The sequence below is a fragment of the Clostridium sp. genome (assembly GCF_018372875.1).
GTDB lineage: Bacteria > Bacillota > Clostridia > Clostridiales > Clostridiaceae > Clostridium.
In genome coordinates this window covers 33299-52435 of sequence record NZ_JAHAIF010000002.1, presented here as the reverse complement: position 1 = coordinate 52435, position 19137 = coordinate 33299, and the positions used below count along the sequence as shown (strand labels likewise).

Below are 19137 nucleotides of genomic sequence, written 5' to 3'. Positions count from 1 at the left end.
GTGGTAAATTGCTTTATTATTTAAAGAAAAAAGTTACTTAGGGTATATTATATCTTGCTCAGTATGATAATACTATTGGTAGGATATTATATACTCTTACTTTTATATAAATATAGAAACAAAAGAAAATTAATTTGGTTTATAAAGAGATATAATAAAGCATGAACTTTTGGAGTGATTTTATGCAAAAAATAAAGAGGATTAATAAATATAAATTAAATGGTGTGCAGACGCTAGCCCTTGGTTTCATTGCTGTAATTATTATTGGAGGGTTGATACTTAGTTTACCTATATCTTCTGCAAGTGGAGAGGGTACCAACTTACTAGATGCTTTATTTACTTCTACTTCTGCTGTATGTGTTACTGGTTTAGTAACATTAGACACAGGGACTTATTGGAATGCATTTGGGCAAACAGTAATTATACTATTAATAGAAATTGGTGGCCTAGGTTTCATGTCATTTACTACTTTTGTAGCAATATTATTAGGTAAAAAAATAACCCTTAGAGATAGATTAATGGTACAAGAAGCTTTGAATACATTTAGTATACAAGGTCTTGTAAGAATGGTTAAATATGTACTTGGGTTCACTTTTGCAGTTCAATTCTTTGGAGCATTGCTGCTATCAACACAGTTTATACCTGAGTTTGGACTGAAAAAGGGATTTTTCTACAGTATATTTCATTCAATATCTGCTTTTTGCAATGCTGGTTTTGATTTGTTTGGTAACTTTTCAAGTCTTACTGGATTTTCAAGTAATGTAGCGGTAATTTTAACAATAAGTGCACTTATTGTTATTGGAGGTTTAGGTTTTACAGTATGGCTTGAAATATATAACTATAAATATAAAGGAATAAAAAAGTTATCAGTACATGCTAAAATAGTTATATTGATAACAGCTGTATTATTAATAGGTGGATTTATAGCTATGTTTTTTATAGAGTATAGCAATCCAGAAACTATTGGTGGTATGGGGGTAAAGGATAAGTTGTTGAATTCATTCTTTGCATCTGTTAGCCCAAGAACAGCAGGGTTTAATAGTATATCTACAGATGGAATGACAACAGCAGGTAAGTTCTTGACAATTATATTAATGTTTATTGGAGGGTCACCAGGATCAACAGCTGGAGGTCTTAAAACAGCAACTTTTGGTTTGGTAATACTTACAGTTATAAGTGTAATTAAAGGTAGAGAAGATACAGAAGCTTTTGGGAAAAGATTTGCCAAAGAATTAGTATATAAGGCTTTTGCATTATTGATGATAGCAATGGGATTAATAATAGTAGTTACAATGTTATTATCAGTAACTGAAAAAGGAATAGAATTTATAGATTTACTATATGAATCAACTTCAGCCTTTGCTACAGTAGGATTAACTACAGGTGTTACACAAAAATTAAGTACAGTAGGTAAAATTATTATAATGATAATGATGTACTTTGGTAGAGTTGGTCCACTAACTGTTGCTCTTGCACTTACTAATAGAAAGAAAAAAGTTGATTATAGATATCCAGAAGGAAAGATATTGATAGGTTAGGGGATGATTTTATGGCTAATAAACAATTTGTTGTAATAGGACTTGGAAGATTTGGTGCATCAGTAGCGAAAACATTATATTCTTTAGGAAATGATGTTTTGGTTATAGATAAAGATGAGGATTTAATTCAAGATATATCAGATAGTGTTACTCATGCAGTACAAATGGATGCAACTGATGAAAATGCATTAAGAACATTAGGCCTTAGAAATTTTGATGTTGCAGTAGTTACAATAGGTGCTAATATACAAGCAAGTGTAATGGTAACACTACTAGTGAAAGAATTAGGTGTAAAATATATAATTGCTAAAGGAAATAGTGATTTACATGCAAAAGTATTATATAAAATTGGTGCTGATAGAGTAATTCTACCAGAAAAAGATATGGGAGTTAGAGTTGCTCATAATTTAGTTTCATCAAGTATACTTGATTATATAGAATTATCACCTGATTACAGTATAATGGAAATTGAGGCTTTAGATGAATGGCAAGATAAAACATTAAGAGATCTTAAGCTTAGAAGTAAGTACGGAATAAATGTAATGGCCATTAAGAAAGGTGACGAAATTAATCTTACGCCTTCAGCAGATGACACTGTTGAATCAAAAGATATTATTGTTGCTATAGGGTCAGCTCAAGATTTAGCAAATCTTGAAGGTGTAATAGTTAAATTTAAATAATTGAGGTGTAAACTTTGGTTCTTATAGAAAGTAAAGATAACAATTTATTTAAAGAAACCAAAAAGCTTAAAGAGAGAAAAGGAAGAAATAAGAGCTCTAAGTATTTAATAGAGGGATTTAGGTTAATAGAAGAAGCTTGTAAAGCAAATCTGCCTATAGAATGTATTTTTATAAGTCATAGGTTAGAGGAAAACAAGTTTGAAGAATATTTAGGGAAATATATAACAAATAGTATGAAACTTTATACATTGAAAGATAGCTTATTAAGAGAGTTATGCTCAACTGAAGAGCCTCAAGGGGTTGTTGCAGTTGTTAAGATGAATGAAGTTGACTTAAATAAAGAAGGTAGTTTTTATATTCTATGTGATAAGGTTCAAGACCCGGGTAATTTGGGTACTATTATTAGAACTGCTCATGCAGCAGGTGTTGATGGAGTAATTCTAACTAAGGGAACTGTTGATATATATAATGAAAAGACTATACGTTCTACAATGGGATCTATGTTTTATATTCCAATAATATTAGAGGATAGTGATTTTACTATTACTAAATCCTTAATAAATAATGGATTTTCTCTTTTAGCTACATCCTTAGAGGGGGATAAGGATTTCTTTAAAGAAGATTTAAGCGGGAAGATTATTATCTCCGTAGGTAACGAAGGTAATGGGGTAAGTGAAGAAGTATATAACCTTTCTAATAAAAAGGTGAAAATACCTATGCCAGGAGGAGCTGAGTCACTAAATGTAGCAATAGCTACATCTATAGTGATTTATGAAAAAGTTAGGCAGAATCAGTTGAATTTTTAGAAAAACATTTGTATAATAGGAAAGTAATAGAATATTAAATAAACTATGATTGAGAGAGTAAATATAAGGAACTTTTTCAGGGAGAAGAGGTCGTAGACTGAAAGCCTCTTTATAGAGAATTATATTGAAGTTCGCTCAGGAGTTCTAACTATGAAATAATAGTAGTAGTTAGCGGGGAACCGTTAAATTAACTAGAGTTGGGTATCTATTTTTATAGAACCAATTAGGGTGGTAACGCGGATATTCCGTCCCTTTTTTAGGGACGGTTTTTTTTATTTTATAGAGAATTTTCTATGAAGTATTCAATGGCCCTAGAGGTAAAGAAGAAAGGAGAATAAAAATGCAAGAAAAGTTAATGCAAATTCAAGAAGTTGCTTTAAAAGAAATTGAAGAAGCAAGTAACAGTGCAGCTCTTAGTGATATAAGAGTTAAGTATTTAGGTAAAAAAGGTGAACTTACAACTATTTTAAAAAGTATGGGTGGGTTATCAAAAGAAGAAAGACCTATAGTTGGTAAGATGGTTAATGATGTTAAGAAGGTTGTTGAGGAAAAACTAGATGCAGCTATTAACGCTATAAAAGAAAAGGAAAAGAATGAAAAACTTCAAAATGAAATTATAGATATTACTCTTCCAGGAAAGAAGAATGAATTAGGAAAGAGACACCCATTAGAATTAACTCTTGAAAGAATAAAGGATATATTTATATCAATGGGATTCTCAATTGAAGATGGTCCAGAAGTAGAATTAGATCACTATAACTTCGAAGCTTTAAATATTCCTAAAAACCATCCAGCTAGAAGTGAACAAGATACATTCTACATTAATGATAATATAGTTTTAAGAACTCAAACTTCACCAGTTCAAATAAGAACTATGGAGAATCAAGAACCACCAATAAAAATGATATCTCCAGGTAAGGTTTATAGATCAGATGCAGTAGACCCTACGCACTCACCAATATTCTATCAAATGGAAGGGTTAGTTGTAGCTAAAGGAGTAACATTTGCAGATCTTAAGGGGACTTTAGAACTATTTGCAAAGAAGATGTTTGGAGATAAGGTTCAAACTAAGTTTAGACCTCACCATTTCCCATTTACAGAACCATCAGCTGAAATGGATGCTTCATGTTATGTATGTGGAGGAAAAGGATGTAATGTATGTAAGGGATCAGGTTGGATAGAATTACTTGGTTGTGGAATGGTTCATCCAAATGTATTAAGAAACTGTGGTATAGATCCAGAAGTATATAGCGGATTTGCTTTTGGCTTTGGTATAGATAGAATGGTAATGCTTAGCTATGGCTTAGATGATATTAGATTATTATATGAAAGTGATATGAGATTCTTAAATCAATTCTAGAGGAGGATAAGGGAATGAAAGTACCATATAATTGGCTAAATGATTATGTTGATATAAATGTAGATGCAAAAGAATTAGGTGATATTCTTACTTTAACAGGTTCTCAACTTGAAGAAGTAGAAATACAAGGTGACAATATAAAGAATGTAGTTGTATGTCATATTTTAAAGATAGAAAAGCATCCTGATGCTGATAGATTAAATGTTTGTCAAGTAAATATAGGAACAGAAGAAATTCAAATAGTTACAGCTGCTACAAACATGGAGGAAGGGGATAAGGTTCCAGTTGCTCTTCATAAATCTATTTTAGCAGATGGAACTGAAATTAAGAAAGGTAAGATGAGAGGAGTAGTGTCTAACGGTATGTTCTGCTCAGAAGAAGAGCTTGGAATTGCTGGAGATGAACCTGTTCATGGATTAATGATTTTACCTGAAGATGCTCCTATAGGAATGGATATTAAAGAGTATCTTAAGCTTAATAAAGCAATATTAGATTTTGATATAACTTCTAATAGACCAGATTGTTTAAGCATGGTTGGTATGGCTAGAGAAACAGCAGCAGCTTTAGGAACTAGTTATAAAATGCCAAACATGAGTTTTGAAACAAAATCTGCAAAGAATATAAATGATGAGTTAGAAGTAGAGATAAAGAATAGCCTTTGTAACAGATATATGGCAAGAGGAGTAAAAAACGTAAAGGTAGCTCCTTCTCCAGGTTGGATGCAAGAAAGACTTCTTGAAGCTGGTATTAGACCTATAAATAATATTGTAGATATTACTAACTTTGTTATGCTTGAAATTGGAGAACCAATGCATGCATTTGATGCTAGACAAATAACATCAAAGAAGATTGTTGTAGATACTGCTAAGGATGGAGAAAAATTCACCACTTTAGATGAGCAAGAGAGAGAGTTAAATTCAACTGTTCTTTGCATTAAGGATGGAGATAGAACAATAGGTCTTGCAGGTATAATGGGAGGATTAAACTCTGAAATAGAAGAGGATACTACAGAAGTAGTATTTGAATGTGCTAATTTTGATGGAACTAATATAAGAGTTAACTCAAAATCACTAGGAATAAGAACTGAAAGCTCAGCAAGATTTGAAAAGGATATAGATCCAAACCTAGCTGAATTAGCTATTAATAGAGCGTGTGCCCTTGTATGTGAATTAGGTGCAGGTGAAGTAATAGAAGGAACTATAGACCTTTATCCAAATAAGAAAGAAGAAGGTCATTTAACTGTTTCTGCTAGTTGGATTAATAAGTTCTTAGGTACAGAAATACCTGTAGAGGATATGAAGAAATACTTAGATTCTTTAGATATGCCTACAACAATAAATGGGGATGATTTAGAAATTACAGCTCCTACATTTAGAGTTGATATAGCTATAAAAGAAGATATAGCTGAAGAGGTAGCAAGAATCTACGGATACGATAAAATACCTACTACTGTATTTGATGAGACACCAACTAGAGAAAACAAACACAGAAATGAAGTATTAAGAGGGGTTGTAGTTGATGCTTTAATAGCTTCAGGAATAAATCAATCTATATCTTATTCATTTGTATCACCAAAGGTATTTGATAAAATAAGATTACCAGAAGATTCACCATTAAGAGATGTAGTTAAAATTAAGAATCCTTTAGGAGAAGATTACTCTGTAATGAGAACTTCAACTATACCATCAATGATGGATTCATTAGGAAGAAATTATTCTAGAAGCAATGAATATGCTAGATTATTTGAAATAGGAAAAGTATATCTTAAGAATGAAGATGACAACAAGCTACCAACAGAAAAGAATGTTTTAACAATTGGTATGTATGGAAACTGCGATTTCTTAGATCTTAAGGGTGTTGTAGAAAATGTACTTGATAGATTAGGAATAACTAAGGCAAGATTTGTACGTGAAAGTGAAAATCCAAGCTTCCATCCAGGTAAAACTGCTGGAATTCAACTAAGAGGTAAGTCTGCAGGTGTGTTTGGAGAAGTACATCCAGATGTACAAGAAGCTTATGGACTAGATGTTGCAGGCTACATTGCTGAGTTAGATTTAGATTTATTATATGAAGCTTCTGAAACAGTTAAGAAGTATACACCTATTCCTAAGTTCCCAGCAGCAACAAGAGATATAGCTATATTAGTAGATGATGCTGTTCTTGTTGGGGATATTGAAGAGGCTATAAGAAAAGCAGGAGGTCCTTTAGTAGAGAAAATAACTTTATTTGATATATATAAGGGAGCTCAAATTGAAGCAGGAAAGAAGAGCATAGCATATGCAATAGTTTATAGAGATCCTAAGAAATCATTAACTGATAATGATGTAAATAAGGTTCATGATAAGATACTAAAAGCATTAGAGCATAAATTAGGAGCTCAATTAAGATAATTAAAAGGTTAGATGGATATTTATTTTCCTAGAGGTTTAAAAAGCAGTATATTTGTTTAGAGCAAATATACTGCTTTAATTTAACTATTTATAATTTCGTTAGTAGACTTATTTGAATTTTTAACTCTGTTAAACACATCTTCACTAAGACCTTCTATATCATTTGATTCTAGAATTTTATTTGTAGGTAATATGTTATAGACAGTTTTTCCAGAAGCATTAACATATTTATATACCCAAGTTGGTTCTGTCTCATAAGAAGTTAATTTTACCTTGTTATTAGAATCTTTAGTAATAAAAAGTTTAACCATTAACCCATCTTCAGATTTTAAATTTCCCATTGTTTCAAATCTTTGATTAGATACAAAATTTCCTAGAGAATAGCAAACTAATGTTTCGTTTCCAGTAGTATCATTTTTTATCCTTCTTATAGGTTGCACCACATGAGGGTGACTTCCAAAGATAACATTTACCCCAATTGAATTTAGCATATTTGCCAATTTTTCTTGTTGAGCACTTGGTTGTAGCTGATATTCATTTCCCCAGTGTATATAGAAAATAGTAAAGTCAGCTCCATCTTTAAGCATATTATCATAAGTAGACTTCATATTATTTATGTCATTTTCTATATTAGAATCACTAAATAAGTTTATCTTAGGCTCCATTTCCTTAGATAAAGGAAGTCCATTTATATATCTATAGCCATTTTTATCTATTGTTGAATAAGTATAATTAGTTATTCCAATCTTTATACCTTTTATATCCTTAACTATATAATTTTTATCCTTAACATCATTCTTTACTCCAAGGAGATCTAAACCAGCTTCTTTTATTAATTTAGCAGTACTTTCAATACCTTTATCTCCCATATCATTAATGTGATTATGACTAGAACATGCCATATCAAAACCTGCATTTTTTATGGAATCCAATATCTCTTTAGGGCTATTAAACTTTGGATATCCACTAAAATTATGTCCATTACCTAGATAAGTTGTTTCAGAGTTACATATTGCTAAATCAGAAGTGGATATATAATCTTTTACATAAGCGAAAAAGTTATCATAATTATAAGTATTTGTTTTTGAATCGTATCCTGAATAAACTTGTTCCATATGCATAAGAACATCTCCTGCACCAAGTACAGAGATAGTTGTATCTTCTTTTTCAGCTATGGTAGGAGTGGTTGGTTCATCATAGCCATTACAAGATATAATTATAAATGATAAAATTAAAGTTAATATTATTGAAAAAATTTTTTTCTTATTTTTCATATAAGCACCTCGCTAAAGAAATAATATCATAAAGTGAATGTTATGTAAAATTTTAACAATAAAAAACTTTAAAACATATTGTAGAAGAGTGGATATTTGCTTTCTTTAACTTAGAGTTTTGCAATGTAAGAAGGAAAATAAATATTTACTTCACTTTTTTGTAAATAAGTAAGGTACTTTTTGTAAAACATAATTGTTTTATGTAATAGTTTCACCTATAATTAAATATATAAGGTTTCGTGAGGTGTTTAATATGATAAAGGTTACCGTTAAAATAAATGGAATTGAATATAGTTTAAAGGGTAGGGAAGATGAAAACTATCTAAAGGAAGTTGCTGAATATGTAAATAGTAAAATGCATGAGATAAAAACTAAAAATCCATTATTAAGTACTGTTGATTCAGGTGTACTTGCAGCTTTAAATATTGCAGATGAATTATATAAAGCTGATATTGAGATAGAAGAGTTTAAAAAGAAAAAGGAATCTTTAGAAGAAAGAAATTCAGGACTTAGAGATGGCATAAAGGAACTAAGAGAAGAAAATGATAGGGTAAAGGCAGATAAAGAAAAAGCTGTAAAAGATCTAGAAGGTAAGCTTAAGGTGCTACAAGATGAAATAAAAGTGCTTATGGAAGAAAAGAATGTTTTAGCCATAGAAAATAATGATATAAAGAAAGAAAATAACATTCTAACAAACCTTAATAACAAGCTTAATGAAGAAATTGTACAAGTTAATAATTTAAGTGAAATACTTAATAAAGAAATAGTTGAAATAAAAGAGAAGAATTCAGCCCTAAAGAATAATATAGATAAATATGTAGAGGGTGAAAAGGGTTATAAATCTCAAATAGAAAAGTTAAATAATGAAATTAAAAACTTAAATGATAAGATTAATGGAAATAAAACGAAGGAAGATGTTTTAAAAGAAGAAATTAGTAATCTTAAAAAACAAAATTCTAAGTTAGATGAAGATGTGAATAGAGCTTTAAATTCTAAATCTTTATTGGAAGAGGAGTTAGATCTAACTAAGAATAAGAACTTAGAAATTAAAGAACAACTAAATTCATTAAATTATAACTTAAGTGATTTAGAATATAAGTATGAAGATAATAAGAAAGAGTTAGTAAAAGAAAAAGAGTTGAATAGATCTTTAGTAGAAGAGTTAAATTCAATTCATAAGAACATAAAATCTCTAGAAGATGATAATTTACAAAATAACGAAAGTATTGAATTATTAAATAAGGAAATTATTGAATTAAAAGATGAACTTGAAGTGAAAAATAATGAATTAATTGAAGCTAGAGATAAGGCTGAAAAGCTATCATATGAAAAGCAAAAAATAATGGAAAATGGTAAAGATTCTAGACAAGAGTTAAAGACTAGCAAATATAAAGTTTTAGATCTAGAAAAGAAGTTAATGGATGCTCAAATAGAAATAGCAAAATTAAAAAAGGAAAGAAATCCTTTAATGAAATAAGTTGTTAAGAGACAAGCGAGTAACATCATTGTCTCTTTAATTTTGTATAAAATTATAAATTAGCATAAAAAGATGTTTTATGATATAACTTTATATAGCATACTAAAGATATAGTTAAATTAATTAGGAGAGAATTAAGATGGAAAAGATAGAATTATTAGCACCAGTTGGTAGCATGGAAAGTCTTTATGCTGCTGTAAATAATGGTGCAGATGCAATATATTTAGGTGGACCTAAGTTTTCAGCTAGAGCTAAGGCTATAGAATTTGATAATGAAAAAATGAAAGTAGCAGCTGACTATTGTCATAGCTATGGAGTAAAAATATATGTAACTATGAATACAATTCTAAAAGAAAAGGAATTAAAGGATGCCATTAAATATGCTGGGTACCTTTATGAGATAGGAATTGATGCTTTAATTATTCAAGATTTAGGATTTTTAAAATTAATAAAAGAAAAATATCCTGATTTTGAGGTTCATGCTTCAACTCAAATGACAATCCATAATGGAGAAGGAGCAGTTTATTTTACTGAAAAGGGATTTAAAAGAGTTGTTTTATCTAGGGAGTTAAGCTTAGAAGAAATTGAATATATATCTAAGGACTTAGGAATAGAAACAGAAATATTTGTGCATGGAGCTTTATGTGTTTCATATTCAGGACAATGTTTAATGAGTTCCATGATTGGCGGAAGAAGTGGTAATAGAGGAAAGTGTGCTCAACCATGTAGGCAAGAATATAAGTTGGTTTCTGCCTCAGGGGGAGAGAAGAAGGGGCACCTTTTAAGTACTAAAGATACATGTACTATTGATGATATGAAAGATATTATAGAGAGTGGTGCATTGTCTTTAAAGGTTGAAGGAAGAATGAAAAGACCAGAATATGTAGCTGGAGTTATAGATACATATAGGAAGGCAATAGATAAAGAGTTAGAAAACAGGGAATTTAATGTTGAAGAAGGAAAGAAAACTTTACTTCAATTATTTAATAGAGGTGGATTTGCTAATGCTTATCTAAAAAAGGATTCTGGTAAAGATATGATGAGCTTTGTAATTCCTAAGAATACTGGTTTAGAACTTGGAAAATCAGATGAAAAGGGAGAGATTATTCTACAAGAAGATATAGCAATAGGTGATGGTGTAGGATATGGAAGTAAAGGCTTTACTGTAAGTAAGATACTTCTAAATGGAAAAGAAGTATTAGAAGCTGATAAGGGGGATAAGGTAAAGCTATTCCCAAAAGGATATAAAAAGGGAGATTTATTATATAAAACTTCTAGCAAAACATTATTTGATGAGCTGTCAGAGAAAATAAAGCCTTATTATAGAAAGATATCCTTAATTGGTGAAGTTAGATTTAAGGTTGGAGAAGAAATGGTTCTTAAGTCATCTTATAAAGGCATTGATTATGTAGTTAAAGGTGATATGGTAGAAAAAGCTGAGAAGAGGCCATTAGATAAAGAAAGAGTTATTGAAGCATTAACTAAGTCAGGGGGATATCCATATAAGTTAGATGAAGTTATTTTTGAAGACTTCCAGGATGGATTTATTAGAGTAGCTTCATTAAATAATTTAAGAAGAGAATTATTTGAAAAAATAATGAAAAGTGAAACATCAAAATATAGAAGAAGAAGAGATTTAATTAATGAAGTACATGATTTTAAAGTTCCTAAAAAACCTTTGGATTTAGAATTATTAGTAACATGTACAACTAAGGAACAACTTAACACCCTTATTGAACTTGGAATTAAGAATATTGGGGTTGATATATATAGTAGAGAAAAAGACTCAATAGCAATAAGTGATATAAAATCTATAAGTGGTATTAATTTCTTTATACTAACACCAGAAATTATTAAAAGTGAATTTAAAGGTGTTATAAATGTTATTGAAAAGGCAAAGGATAATGTAAAAGGATTAATAACTGCAAATGCAGGTATAATTAACATCTATAAAGATAAAATGCATATAATAGGTGATTATAAGTTAAATGTATTTAATAGTTATGCCATAGATTTTTATAGAGAAGATATAGGAAATATTTCATTAAGTCTTGAATTAAATAAAAGAGAAATTAAAGAGGTAATGAAGAATACGCCATCAGGAGTTGCATACCAATTGTATGGAAAAACAGAACTTATGGTTAGTGAGTATTGTCCTATAGGAAGTACATATGGTGGTAAGAACAAAGATAAGAAGTGTAACTTAGCATGTACAAGAGATAGGTTTACTTTAGTTGATGAAGTTAATGAAAGATTTAGAGTTATGACAGATGTATTTTGTAGAAGCCATATTTTAAATAGTGTTGCTTTAAATCTTATAGGAGAAAAGGATGAGTTAAAAGCAATGGGGATAGAGTCCTTTAGAATAGATTTTAAAGATGAATCTAGGGAAGATGTTATAAAAGTATTTAAAATGTTAAATGGAGAATTAGATATAGAAAGCAAGTATTATACAAAGGGATGTTATAGAAGAGGTGTAGATTAAACAATGAATGAAAGATCGCTTAGAGTATTAGAGTTTAATAAAATAAAAGAAAAGCTAAGGAAATATGCTGTAACAAGTGGGGGCAAGGAGCTTATAGATAACTTAGCTCCTTACTCTTCAGCTTATGAAGTTAGGGAAGCTCTAGAAGAAAGTAGGGAAGCCTTAGAGTTATTAATAAAAAAGGGGAATCCACCTTTTGAGGGACTTCATGATGTTAGAGAAGGAATCGAAAGAGCTAAAAAAGGTGGCTGTTTAAATCCAGCGCAATTACTTTATATAGGTAATATGCTTAGATGTACTAGTAGAATTCAAGAGTATTTAACTAGAAAAGAAGAAGAGGAAAGTTTTCCAAAGTTAGAGGATTTAGCTTATATACTTACTCCTATAAAAAATCTGGAAAATGAAATAGAGAATTCAATTGTTTCTGAAGAGGAAATTAGTGATAGAGCTAGTTCTACCCTTCACAATATTAGAAGAAGTTTAAAAGAAAAGAATTCTTCTGTTAGGGAGAAGATAAACTCTATTGTTAGAAGTAATGCTAAATATTTACAAGATGCTATTTATACAATGAGAGGAGATAGATATGTTTTACCTGTAAAAGCTGAATATAAAGGAGCTGTTCCAGGTTTAGTACATGATCAAAGTTCCACAGGGGCTACATTGTTTATTGAACCTATGAGCCTTGTAAATTTAAATAATGAGATAAAAGAACTTAAGCTAAAAGAACAAGCTGAAATTGAAAGAATTCTTTGGGCCTTATCAAAAAAGGTTAAAGACAATTCAGATGTATGTAGTAGTAATATGAAAATTCTTTTACAAATAGATTTTATCTTTGCTAAAGGTAAATATGCATCTTCAATTGATGGAATGATGCCAAAGGTAAATGAAGATGGTTCATTTAACCTTATAGGTGCAAAGCATCCTTTAATTGATAGAGATAAGGTGGTTCCTTCAGATATATATTTAGGAAAGAACTTCTCAGTACTTATGGTTACTGGTCCTAATACAGGAGGAAAAACTGTTACTATTAAAACAGTAGGTTTATTACACTTAATGGGGATGAGTGGACTGTTAATTCCAACTAGGGATGATTCTTCAATAAGTTTCTATAGAGAAGTATTTGCAGATATCGGTGATGAACAAAGTATAGAGCAAAGCTTATCAACATTCTCATCTCATTTAACTAATATTGTTGGAATAATGAGGGAAGCTGATAGAGATTCCTTAGTTTTATTTGATGAATTAGGAGCAGGAACTGACCCTACAGAAGGAGCAGCCCTTGCTACAGCTATTATAGAAACCCTAAAAGAAAGAGGTACTAAGATAATTGGTACAACTCACTATAGTGAATTAAAGGGATATGCACTAAAGACTCCTGGAGTAGAAAATGCATCAGTTGAGTTTGATGTTGAAACACTAAGACCTACTTATAGGCTACTTATAGGGGTACCAGGTAAATCAAATGCCTTTGAGATTAGTAGAAGGTTAGGTTTAGATGATTTTGTAATAGAGAAAGCTAAAGGATTTGTATCTGAAGAGAATATGCAATTTGAAGATTTAATTAGGGATCTTCAAGAAAAGAGTATTATTGCTAATAGAGATGCAAGAGAAGCAGAAAGAATAAAAGTTGAGACTGAAAAAATAAAGAGAACATATGAAGAAAAGCTAAAGAGATTAGAGAATACTAGGGATAAGGCTTATAATGAAGCAAGAAGAGAAGCTAAGGAAATAATATCAGCTGCAAAAGATGAGGCTGATGAAATTCTTAAGGCAATGAGAGAACTTGAGAAGCTTGGTATATCAGGCGGAGGAAGAAAACGCCTTGAAGAGGAAAGAAAAAAATTAAAGGATTCTTTAGAGGACAGAGAAAAGGCTCTAATAAAAGAAAGAGAAAATGCTGGAGAAGCAATAGAAAAGGTTACATTAGGAATGGATGCTTTCTTACCTTCTTTAAATCAGAAAGTAATTATAATATCAATGCCTGATAATAAAGGAGAAGTTCAAGTTGAAGCGGGTATTATGAAAATAAGTGTAAAACTAAAAGATTTGAGAAAAGCTGAAAAGACTAAGGAAGAAAAGGTTAGAAAGAAGAGAGAAGTAAAATTAAATTTAAGATCAGTAGAAAGTAGATTGGATCTAAGAGGACTTGATGCCGAAGAAGCTTGCTATAGAACTGATAAATATTTAGATGAAGCTTACATGTCAAACTTAGGAGAGGTTACTATAGTACATGGAAAAGGAACTGGTATTTTAAGAAAAGCAATAAACGATATGTTAAAGAGACATCCTCACGTAAAAAGCTATAGGTTAGGTGCTTATGGCGAAGGTGGAGATGGAGTAACAATGGTAGAATTAAAATAATGAACAAAATTCGACAAAGTGACTTTATTTTTTGAGTCAATTCTAATATAATAAGTTTATTGTTATGTACAAAAGAGTAGGGAGCTGGAAAAGTAATATGAAAAGTGATAATGCATATGTATTAGTGTTAGGGGCGTCTATAGTAGATATTTTGGGATTTAGTCAAAATACTTATAAGCAAAAAGATTCAATACCAGGAAAGATAAAGATATCTTTAGGTGGTGTTTGTAGAAATATTGCTGAAAATATGGCAAGAGTTGGAGTTAATACAAAATTCATTTCAATACTTGGTGATGATGAGCAGGGAAGAAATATTTTAGAACACTCTAAAATAATGGGCTATAATATGGAGCATTCTTTACTTCTTGAAAATAGAAGAACACCAACATACATGGCAGTATTGGATGAAAATGGAGAAATGGTATCTGCTATTGTAGATATGCACTGTTTAGATGAAATGGATGAGGATTTTATAGATTCTAAGAAAGAAATTATATGCAATGCAGAGTATACATTTTTAGATGCAGATAATCCTAAACTAATGGAGCACATATTAACTACTTATAGTGAAAAAACTAAATTTGTTTTAGATCCTGTTTCTGCTGTAAAAGCTGAAAAAATAAAACATTTAATAAAGTATTTCCATACTATAAAGCCTAATAGATATGAAACAGAAATTCTTTGTGGTTTTAAAATAAACAACGATGATGATTTAATAAGAGCTGGGGAATATTTTTTATCACTAGGAATTAAAAATCTATTTATAAGTTTAGATGAAGATGGTATATTCTATACAAATGGAACTGAGCAGGGAAGAGTTAAGGCTAATGCTGTAAAAGTTAAAAATACTACTGGAGCTGGAGATTCATTTGTTGCTGGTGTAGGATATGGATATATGAATAACCTTTCTCTAAAGGATACAGCTAAATATGCTATTGCTATGTCAGTTATAACTATATCTCATGAAGATACAATTAATCCAAAGATGAATAAGGATTATGTTGAATACTATATGGATAAAATTCAATGGGATGAAAAAGAAATATAAATTAATAATTATATCTTTATAAGAAAAATAAGAATCTTAGTAAAAACTAAGGTTCTTATTTTTGCAAAGAAATTTCAAAATGTGGTATAATCTAGAAGCAAATCATATATAAGGAGCAACAGTGTTATGTATTTAATAAGTGCATGTTTATGTGGAGTAAATTGTAAATATAATGGTAAAAACAATTTGAATGATAGATGTGTGGAGTTATTAAGGGAGGGAAAAGCTATATTAGTTTGCCCAGAACAATTAGGAGGACTTTCTACCCCAAGAGAACCTGCAGAATTAAAAGGAAATCCTAAGGAAATTTTAGAAGGAACAGATGGGAAGATTTTAAGTATATCTGGTAAAGATGTAACAGAAGAATTTTTAAAAGGTGCAAAAGAAACATTGAAAATTGCTAAAGCTATAGATGCAAAAAAGGCCATATTAAAAGAAGGAAGTCCATCATGTGGATGTAATTTTATCTATGATGGGAGTTTTTTTGGTAATAAAATAAGAGGAAAAGGTCTTACAGCCTATATGTTAGAAATGGAAGGAATAAAAGTAATTTCAGAAAAGGAAGAATTTTAACTATAAGAGGAAATGAGACATATGAGAGAGGACATAAGAGATAAATTACTAAATATTTTTTATATACTGTTTATAAGTATATTTATTTTTGTTGTATGGACTGCAATATTTAATAGTGTTGATTTATTCTATAGAATGAGTCCAATAATTAATATTATATTATCTCTGATATTTTTTATATTTCTTTATTTAGCCTATGTTACTTTAAAGAAATTAGCTAAAGATAAACTTAAAAGAGTTAAAATTATAAGTTTTGGTGCATTGATAAGTTTACAAATAATTTTTTTATTTTTCTTTTTAGTGAATCCTGGTTGGGATTTTGGGATTGTGACACGTAATGCAAAACAGTTAGCACTATATGGAGAAAAATTACCTGTTTATTTTTATAATAGTTACCCTAATAATATTCCAATTACACTAGTTCTTTCATATATATTTAAAGCAGTAGCTTTATTTACAAAGAATAATAATATATTAATGGAAGTTGGATATATAATTAATTTACTTTTAATAAATTTAGCTGTGTATATTCTTTATAAATTGGTAAAAGAAACAATTAGTGAAGTTATGGCAGCACTAACTATAATATTTTGTATATTTGTAACCCCGTTATATACATATTCTCAAATTATATATACAGATACTTTTTCTATGATTTTTCCAATTGGAATGTTTTATTATTTTTATAAATATTTAAATTCTGATGATGAAAAAAGAAGTGTATATTTAGTCTTAGTTTCTGTTTTTGGGGGAATAGGTACTATAATAAAAGCCAATGTAATAATTACTTTTCTTGCAATTATTATATTTCAGTTTATTAGTTCATCTAAAACAAGCAAAATAAAAGTTTTTACTTTGTTATTAATTCCTTTTCTTATTATAACAACTATAAATAGGGTCATTGTTTCTAGAAATATACCAATCCCCTATAATGAAGCTGGGTTGCCAGCAACTCATTGGATTATGATGGGACTTAAAGGAAATGGTGGCTATAATGAAGAAGATGTTACTTTTACAAAAAGTATAAGGGTTAGTGATGGGAAAGAAGCAGCAGAAAAGGCTAATTTGAAAGAAATAAAAAATAGGTTAAAAAACTATGGACTAAAAGGATATTGTAAATTTTTAATAGGTAAGATTTCATTCACCTGGGGTGATGGTTCATATTATGCCCCTGCAATATTATCTGATAAACCTATCAGTCATAATAAATTGCAAGAGTATGTTATTGGAAATAAAAATGAAGGCTTTATATATTTTAGCCAAGTATCTCATATTGTAATATTAGTATCTATACTTATAAGTGGAATTTTTGCATTTAAAAAAAGAGAAGTGCTAATTAATTCAGTTCATATATGTATATTGGGATTAATATTATTTCTTATTTTATGGGAAACAAGGTCTAGGTATTTAATTTGTATGCTTCCTGAAATGATTTATTCTGCAATTTATGGAATGGAAAAGTTATTTAAATTAATAGATAAAAAAAGATGTGCCTTAAAAAAGTAGGCACATCTTTTTTATTCTTTAACAATTTTTATATATTTAACTTCTGAATCTTCAGTTCCTTGTACATAAAGATTAGCTCTTTTTAAATCATGTACATATTCTATTATTTCTTTTGTTATAACTTCACCAGGACATAATATTGGAATACCTGGAGGATATGCTAATAGGAACTCAGCAGATATCTTTCCTTCACTTTTTTCTAATAAAACATCTTCTTTCTTAGAGTTAAATGCTTCCCTTGGATTTAATATTCTATTAGGAACTTGAGGTATATCTAAGAAATCTTTAGTAGCAGGTCTTTTTCCATAATACTCATTAGAGATTTCTTTTAATGCAGATAGAAGTTTATCCATTCCTTCTTTTGTATCACCAAAAGAACCAACTGCTAATACATTATAAAAATCTGATAATTCCATTTGAATATGATATTTATCAGCAAGAATAGTGTCAAGCTCATAGCCAGTTATTCCTAAATCTCTACAAGAGATTGTAAGTTTTGTAGGATCAAAAGCAAAGGAACCTGGAACACCTAGTACTTCACTTCCAAAGCAATGGAAACCAGGAATTTTATTTATTTCACTTCTAGTATAATCACATAAATCTATAGTTTTAGCTAATAGTTCTTTTCCCTCTAAGGCAATTTGTCTTCTAGCACAATCTAGAGACGCCATTAAAATATATGATGGCGATGTTGTTTGCATTAAATTAAGTACTTGTTGTACTCTTTTTGGATTAACTAAATTACTTTTTACATGTAATAAAGAACCTTGAGTTAAAGCTCCTATTATTTTATGAGTACTTTGAGCACAAATATCAGCACCAGCTTCTAAAGCAGAAGTTGGTAATTTTTCAGAAAAAGCTAGATGTGGGCCGTGGGCTTCATCTACTATAAGGGGAATATTGTATTCATGAACTATATCAGCAATTTTTTTTATGTCTGTAGCAACCCCATAATAAGTAGGATTTATTATTAAAACTGCTTTAGCATCTGGATTTAGTTCTAATGTTTGTTTAACTGTTTCTGGAGAAACACCATGGGCAATTCCTAGTTTTTTATCTAATTCCGGCTCCATATATACTGGAACAGCACCACTTAAGATTATTCCAGCAGTAACAGATTTGTGAACATTTCTTGGAACTATTATTTTATCACCATCAGATACAACAGACATTATCATAGCTTGGATAGCACCTGATGTACCATGTATTGAAAAGAAAGTTGCATCTGCGCCATAGGCGTCAGCAGCTAATTCTTGGGCTTCTTTTATAGGTCCTTTAGGGTGATGAAGACTATCTACTAACTTAAATACTGTTACATCTATTTTAAAAGGATTATCACCTATAAAGTCTTTAAATTCAGTATCCATTCCAATTCCTTTTTTATGACCTGGAACATGGAAAGGTAGAGTATCTCTGTTAACATATTCTTTAAGTGCATCAAATAAAGGAGTTCTAGTTTGATCTAAATGATTCATTAAAGCACCTTCTTTCATTATCTAGTGTTTGATTTTTTTATAATTTTATAAGTTTAAATAATATTAAATTAAGACAAATCTACTATATTATATTGGATAAGTTCTATATATTCAATAATTTATTCTTATAGAAACAAAAAAATAATAATTTTGAATATTTTGGA

The 19137-nt window shown here is 29.8% G+C and carries 12 protein-coding genes, 1 pseudogene and 1 other annotated feature; of the genes and pseudogenes, 11 read left to right on the top strand and 2 right to left on the bottom strand.

Annotated features, from left to right (window positions below; all coding sequences use genetic code 11):
* The first annotated feature begins 182 nt into the window (after window positions 1-182).
* From KIB46_RS00875 to pheT, 5 genes are all read left to right on the top strand, one after another.
* Window positions 183-1538, top strand: coding sequence for a TrkH family potassium uptake protein (locus KIB46_RS00875; RefSeq protein ID WP_291670060.1), 1356 nt, complete (start codon window positions 183-185; stop codon window positions 1536-1538).
* 11 nt (window positions 1539-1549) lie between these two features.
* Complete coding sequence (locus KIB46_RS00870) at window positions 1550-2218, top strand: TrkA family potassium uptake protein (RefSeq protein WP_156562297.1); 669 nt, start codon at window positions 1550-1552, stop codon at window positions 2216-2218.
* A gap of 14 nt (window positions 2219-2232) precedes the next feature.
* Window positions 2233-3024 (top strand): RNA methyltransferase, encoded by a 792-nt coding sequence (locus tag KIB46_RS00865; RefSeq protein WP_291670059.1) that lies wholly within the window; start codon window positions 2233-2235, stop codon window positions 3022-3024.
* Between the two features lie 36 nt (window positions 3025-3060).
* Window positions 3061-3280 (top strand) — a binding site (T-box leader).
* An 84-nt stretch (window positions 3281-3364) separates the two neighbouring features.
* Entirely contained in the window at window positions 3365-4384 is a 1020-nt protein-coding gene (pheS, locus tag KIB46_RS00860; protein ID WP_156562302.1) for a phenylalanine--tRNA ligase subunit alpha, read from the top strand.
* 14 nt (window positions 4385-4398) lie between these two features.
* Window positions 4399-6774, top strand: coding sequence for a phenylalanine--tRNA ligase subunit beta (gene pheT, locus KIB46_RS00855; RefSeq protein WP_291670058.1), 2376 nt, complete (start codon window positions 4399-4401; stop codon window positions 6772-6774).
* A gap of 80 nt (window positions 6775-6854) precedes the next feature.
* On the opposite strand, the gene KIB46_RS00850 is transcribed toward pheT, so the two are convergent.
* Complete coding sequence (locus tag KIB46_RS00850) at window positions 6855-8048, bottom strand: CapA family protein (RefSeq protein ID WP_291670057.1); 1194 nt, start codon at window positions 8046-8048, stop codon at window positions 6855-6857.
* 253 nt (window positions 8049-8301) lie between these two features.
* On the opposite strand from KIB46_RS00850, the gene zapA reads away from it, so the two are divergent.
* The 6 genes and pseudogenes from zapA to KIB46_RS00820 all read left to right on the top strand — a co-directional run bounded on the left by zapA (window position 8302) and on the right by KIB46_RS00820 (window position 17498).
* The gene (gene zapA / locus KIB46_RS00845) at window positions 8302-9525 is read left to right on the top strand and encodes a cell division protein ZapA (protein WP_291670056.1); all 1224 of its coding nucleotides are present in this window, start codon (window positions 8302-8304) and stop codon (window positions 9523-9525) included.
* A gap of 139 nt (window positions 9526-9664) precedes the next feature.
* Window positions 9665-12010 carry a U32 family peptidase gene (locus tag KIB46_RS00840; protein ID WP_291670055.1) on the top strand — a complete coding sequence of 782 codons (2346 nt, stop codon included), beginning with the start codon at window positions 9665-9667 and terminating at the stop codon, window positions 12008-12010.
* Between the two features lie 3 nt (window positions 12011-12013).
* Complete coding sequence (locus tag KIB46_RS00835) at window positions 12014-14371, top strand: endonuclease MutS2 (protein ID WP_156562314.1); 2358 nt, start codon at window positions 12014-12016, stop codon at window positions 14369-14371.
* Window positions 14372-14468: 97 nt separating this feature from the next.
* The gene (locus tag KIB46_RS00830) at window positions 14469-15419 is read left to right on the top strand and encodes a carbohydrate kinase family protein (RefSeq protein WP_291670054.1); all 951 of its coding nucleotides are present in this window, start codon (window positions 14469-14471) and stop codon (window positions 15417-15419) included.
* 126 nt (window positions 15420-15545) lie between these two features.
* Window positions 15546-15983 (top strand): annotated as a pseudogene (locus KIB46_RS00825) (DUF523 domain-containing protein); the annotation flags it as partial.
* 30 nt (window positions 15984-16013) lie between these two features.
* Window positions 16014-17498, top strand: a complete 1485-nt coding sequence (locus KIB46_RS00820) for a glycosyltransferase family 39 protein (RefSeq protein ID WP_291670053.1) — start codon at window positions 16014-16016, stop codon at window positions 17496-17498.
* 11 nt (window positions 17499-17509) lie between these two features.
* On the opposite strand, the gene KIB46_RS00815 is transcribed toward KIB46_RS00820, so the two are convergent.
* Window positions 17510-18973 carry an aminotransferase class I/II-fold pyridoxal phosphate-dependent enzyme gene (locus tag KIB46_RS00815; RefSeq protein WP_291670052.1) on the bottom strand — a complete coding sequence of 488 codons (1464 nt, stop codon included), beginning with the start codon at window positions 18971-18973 and terminating at the stop codon, window positions 17510-17512.
* Window positions 18974-19137 lie beyond the last annotated feature (164 nt).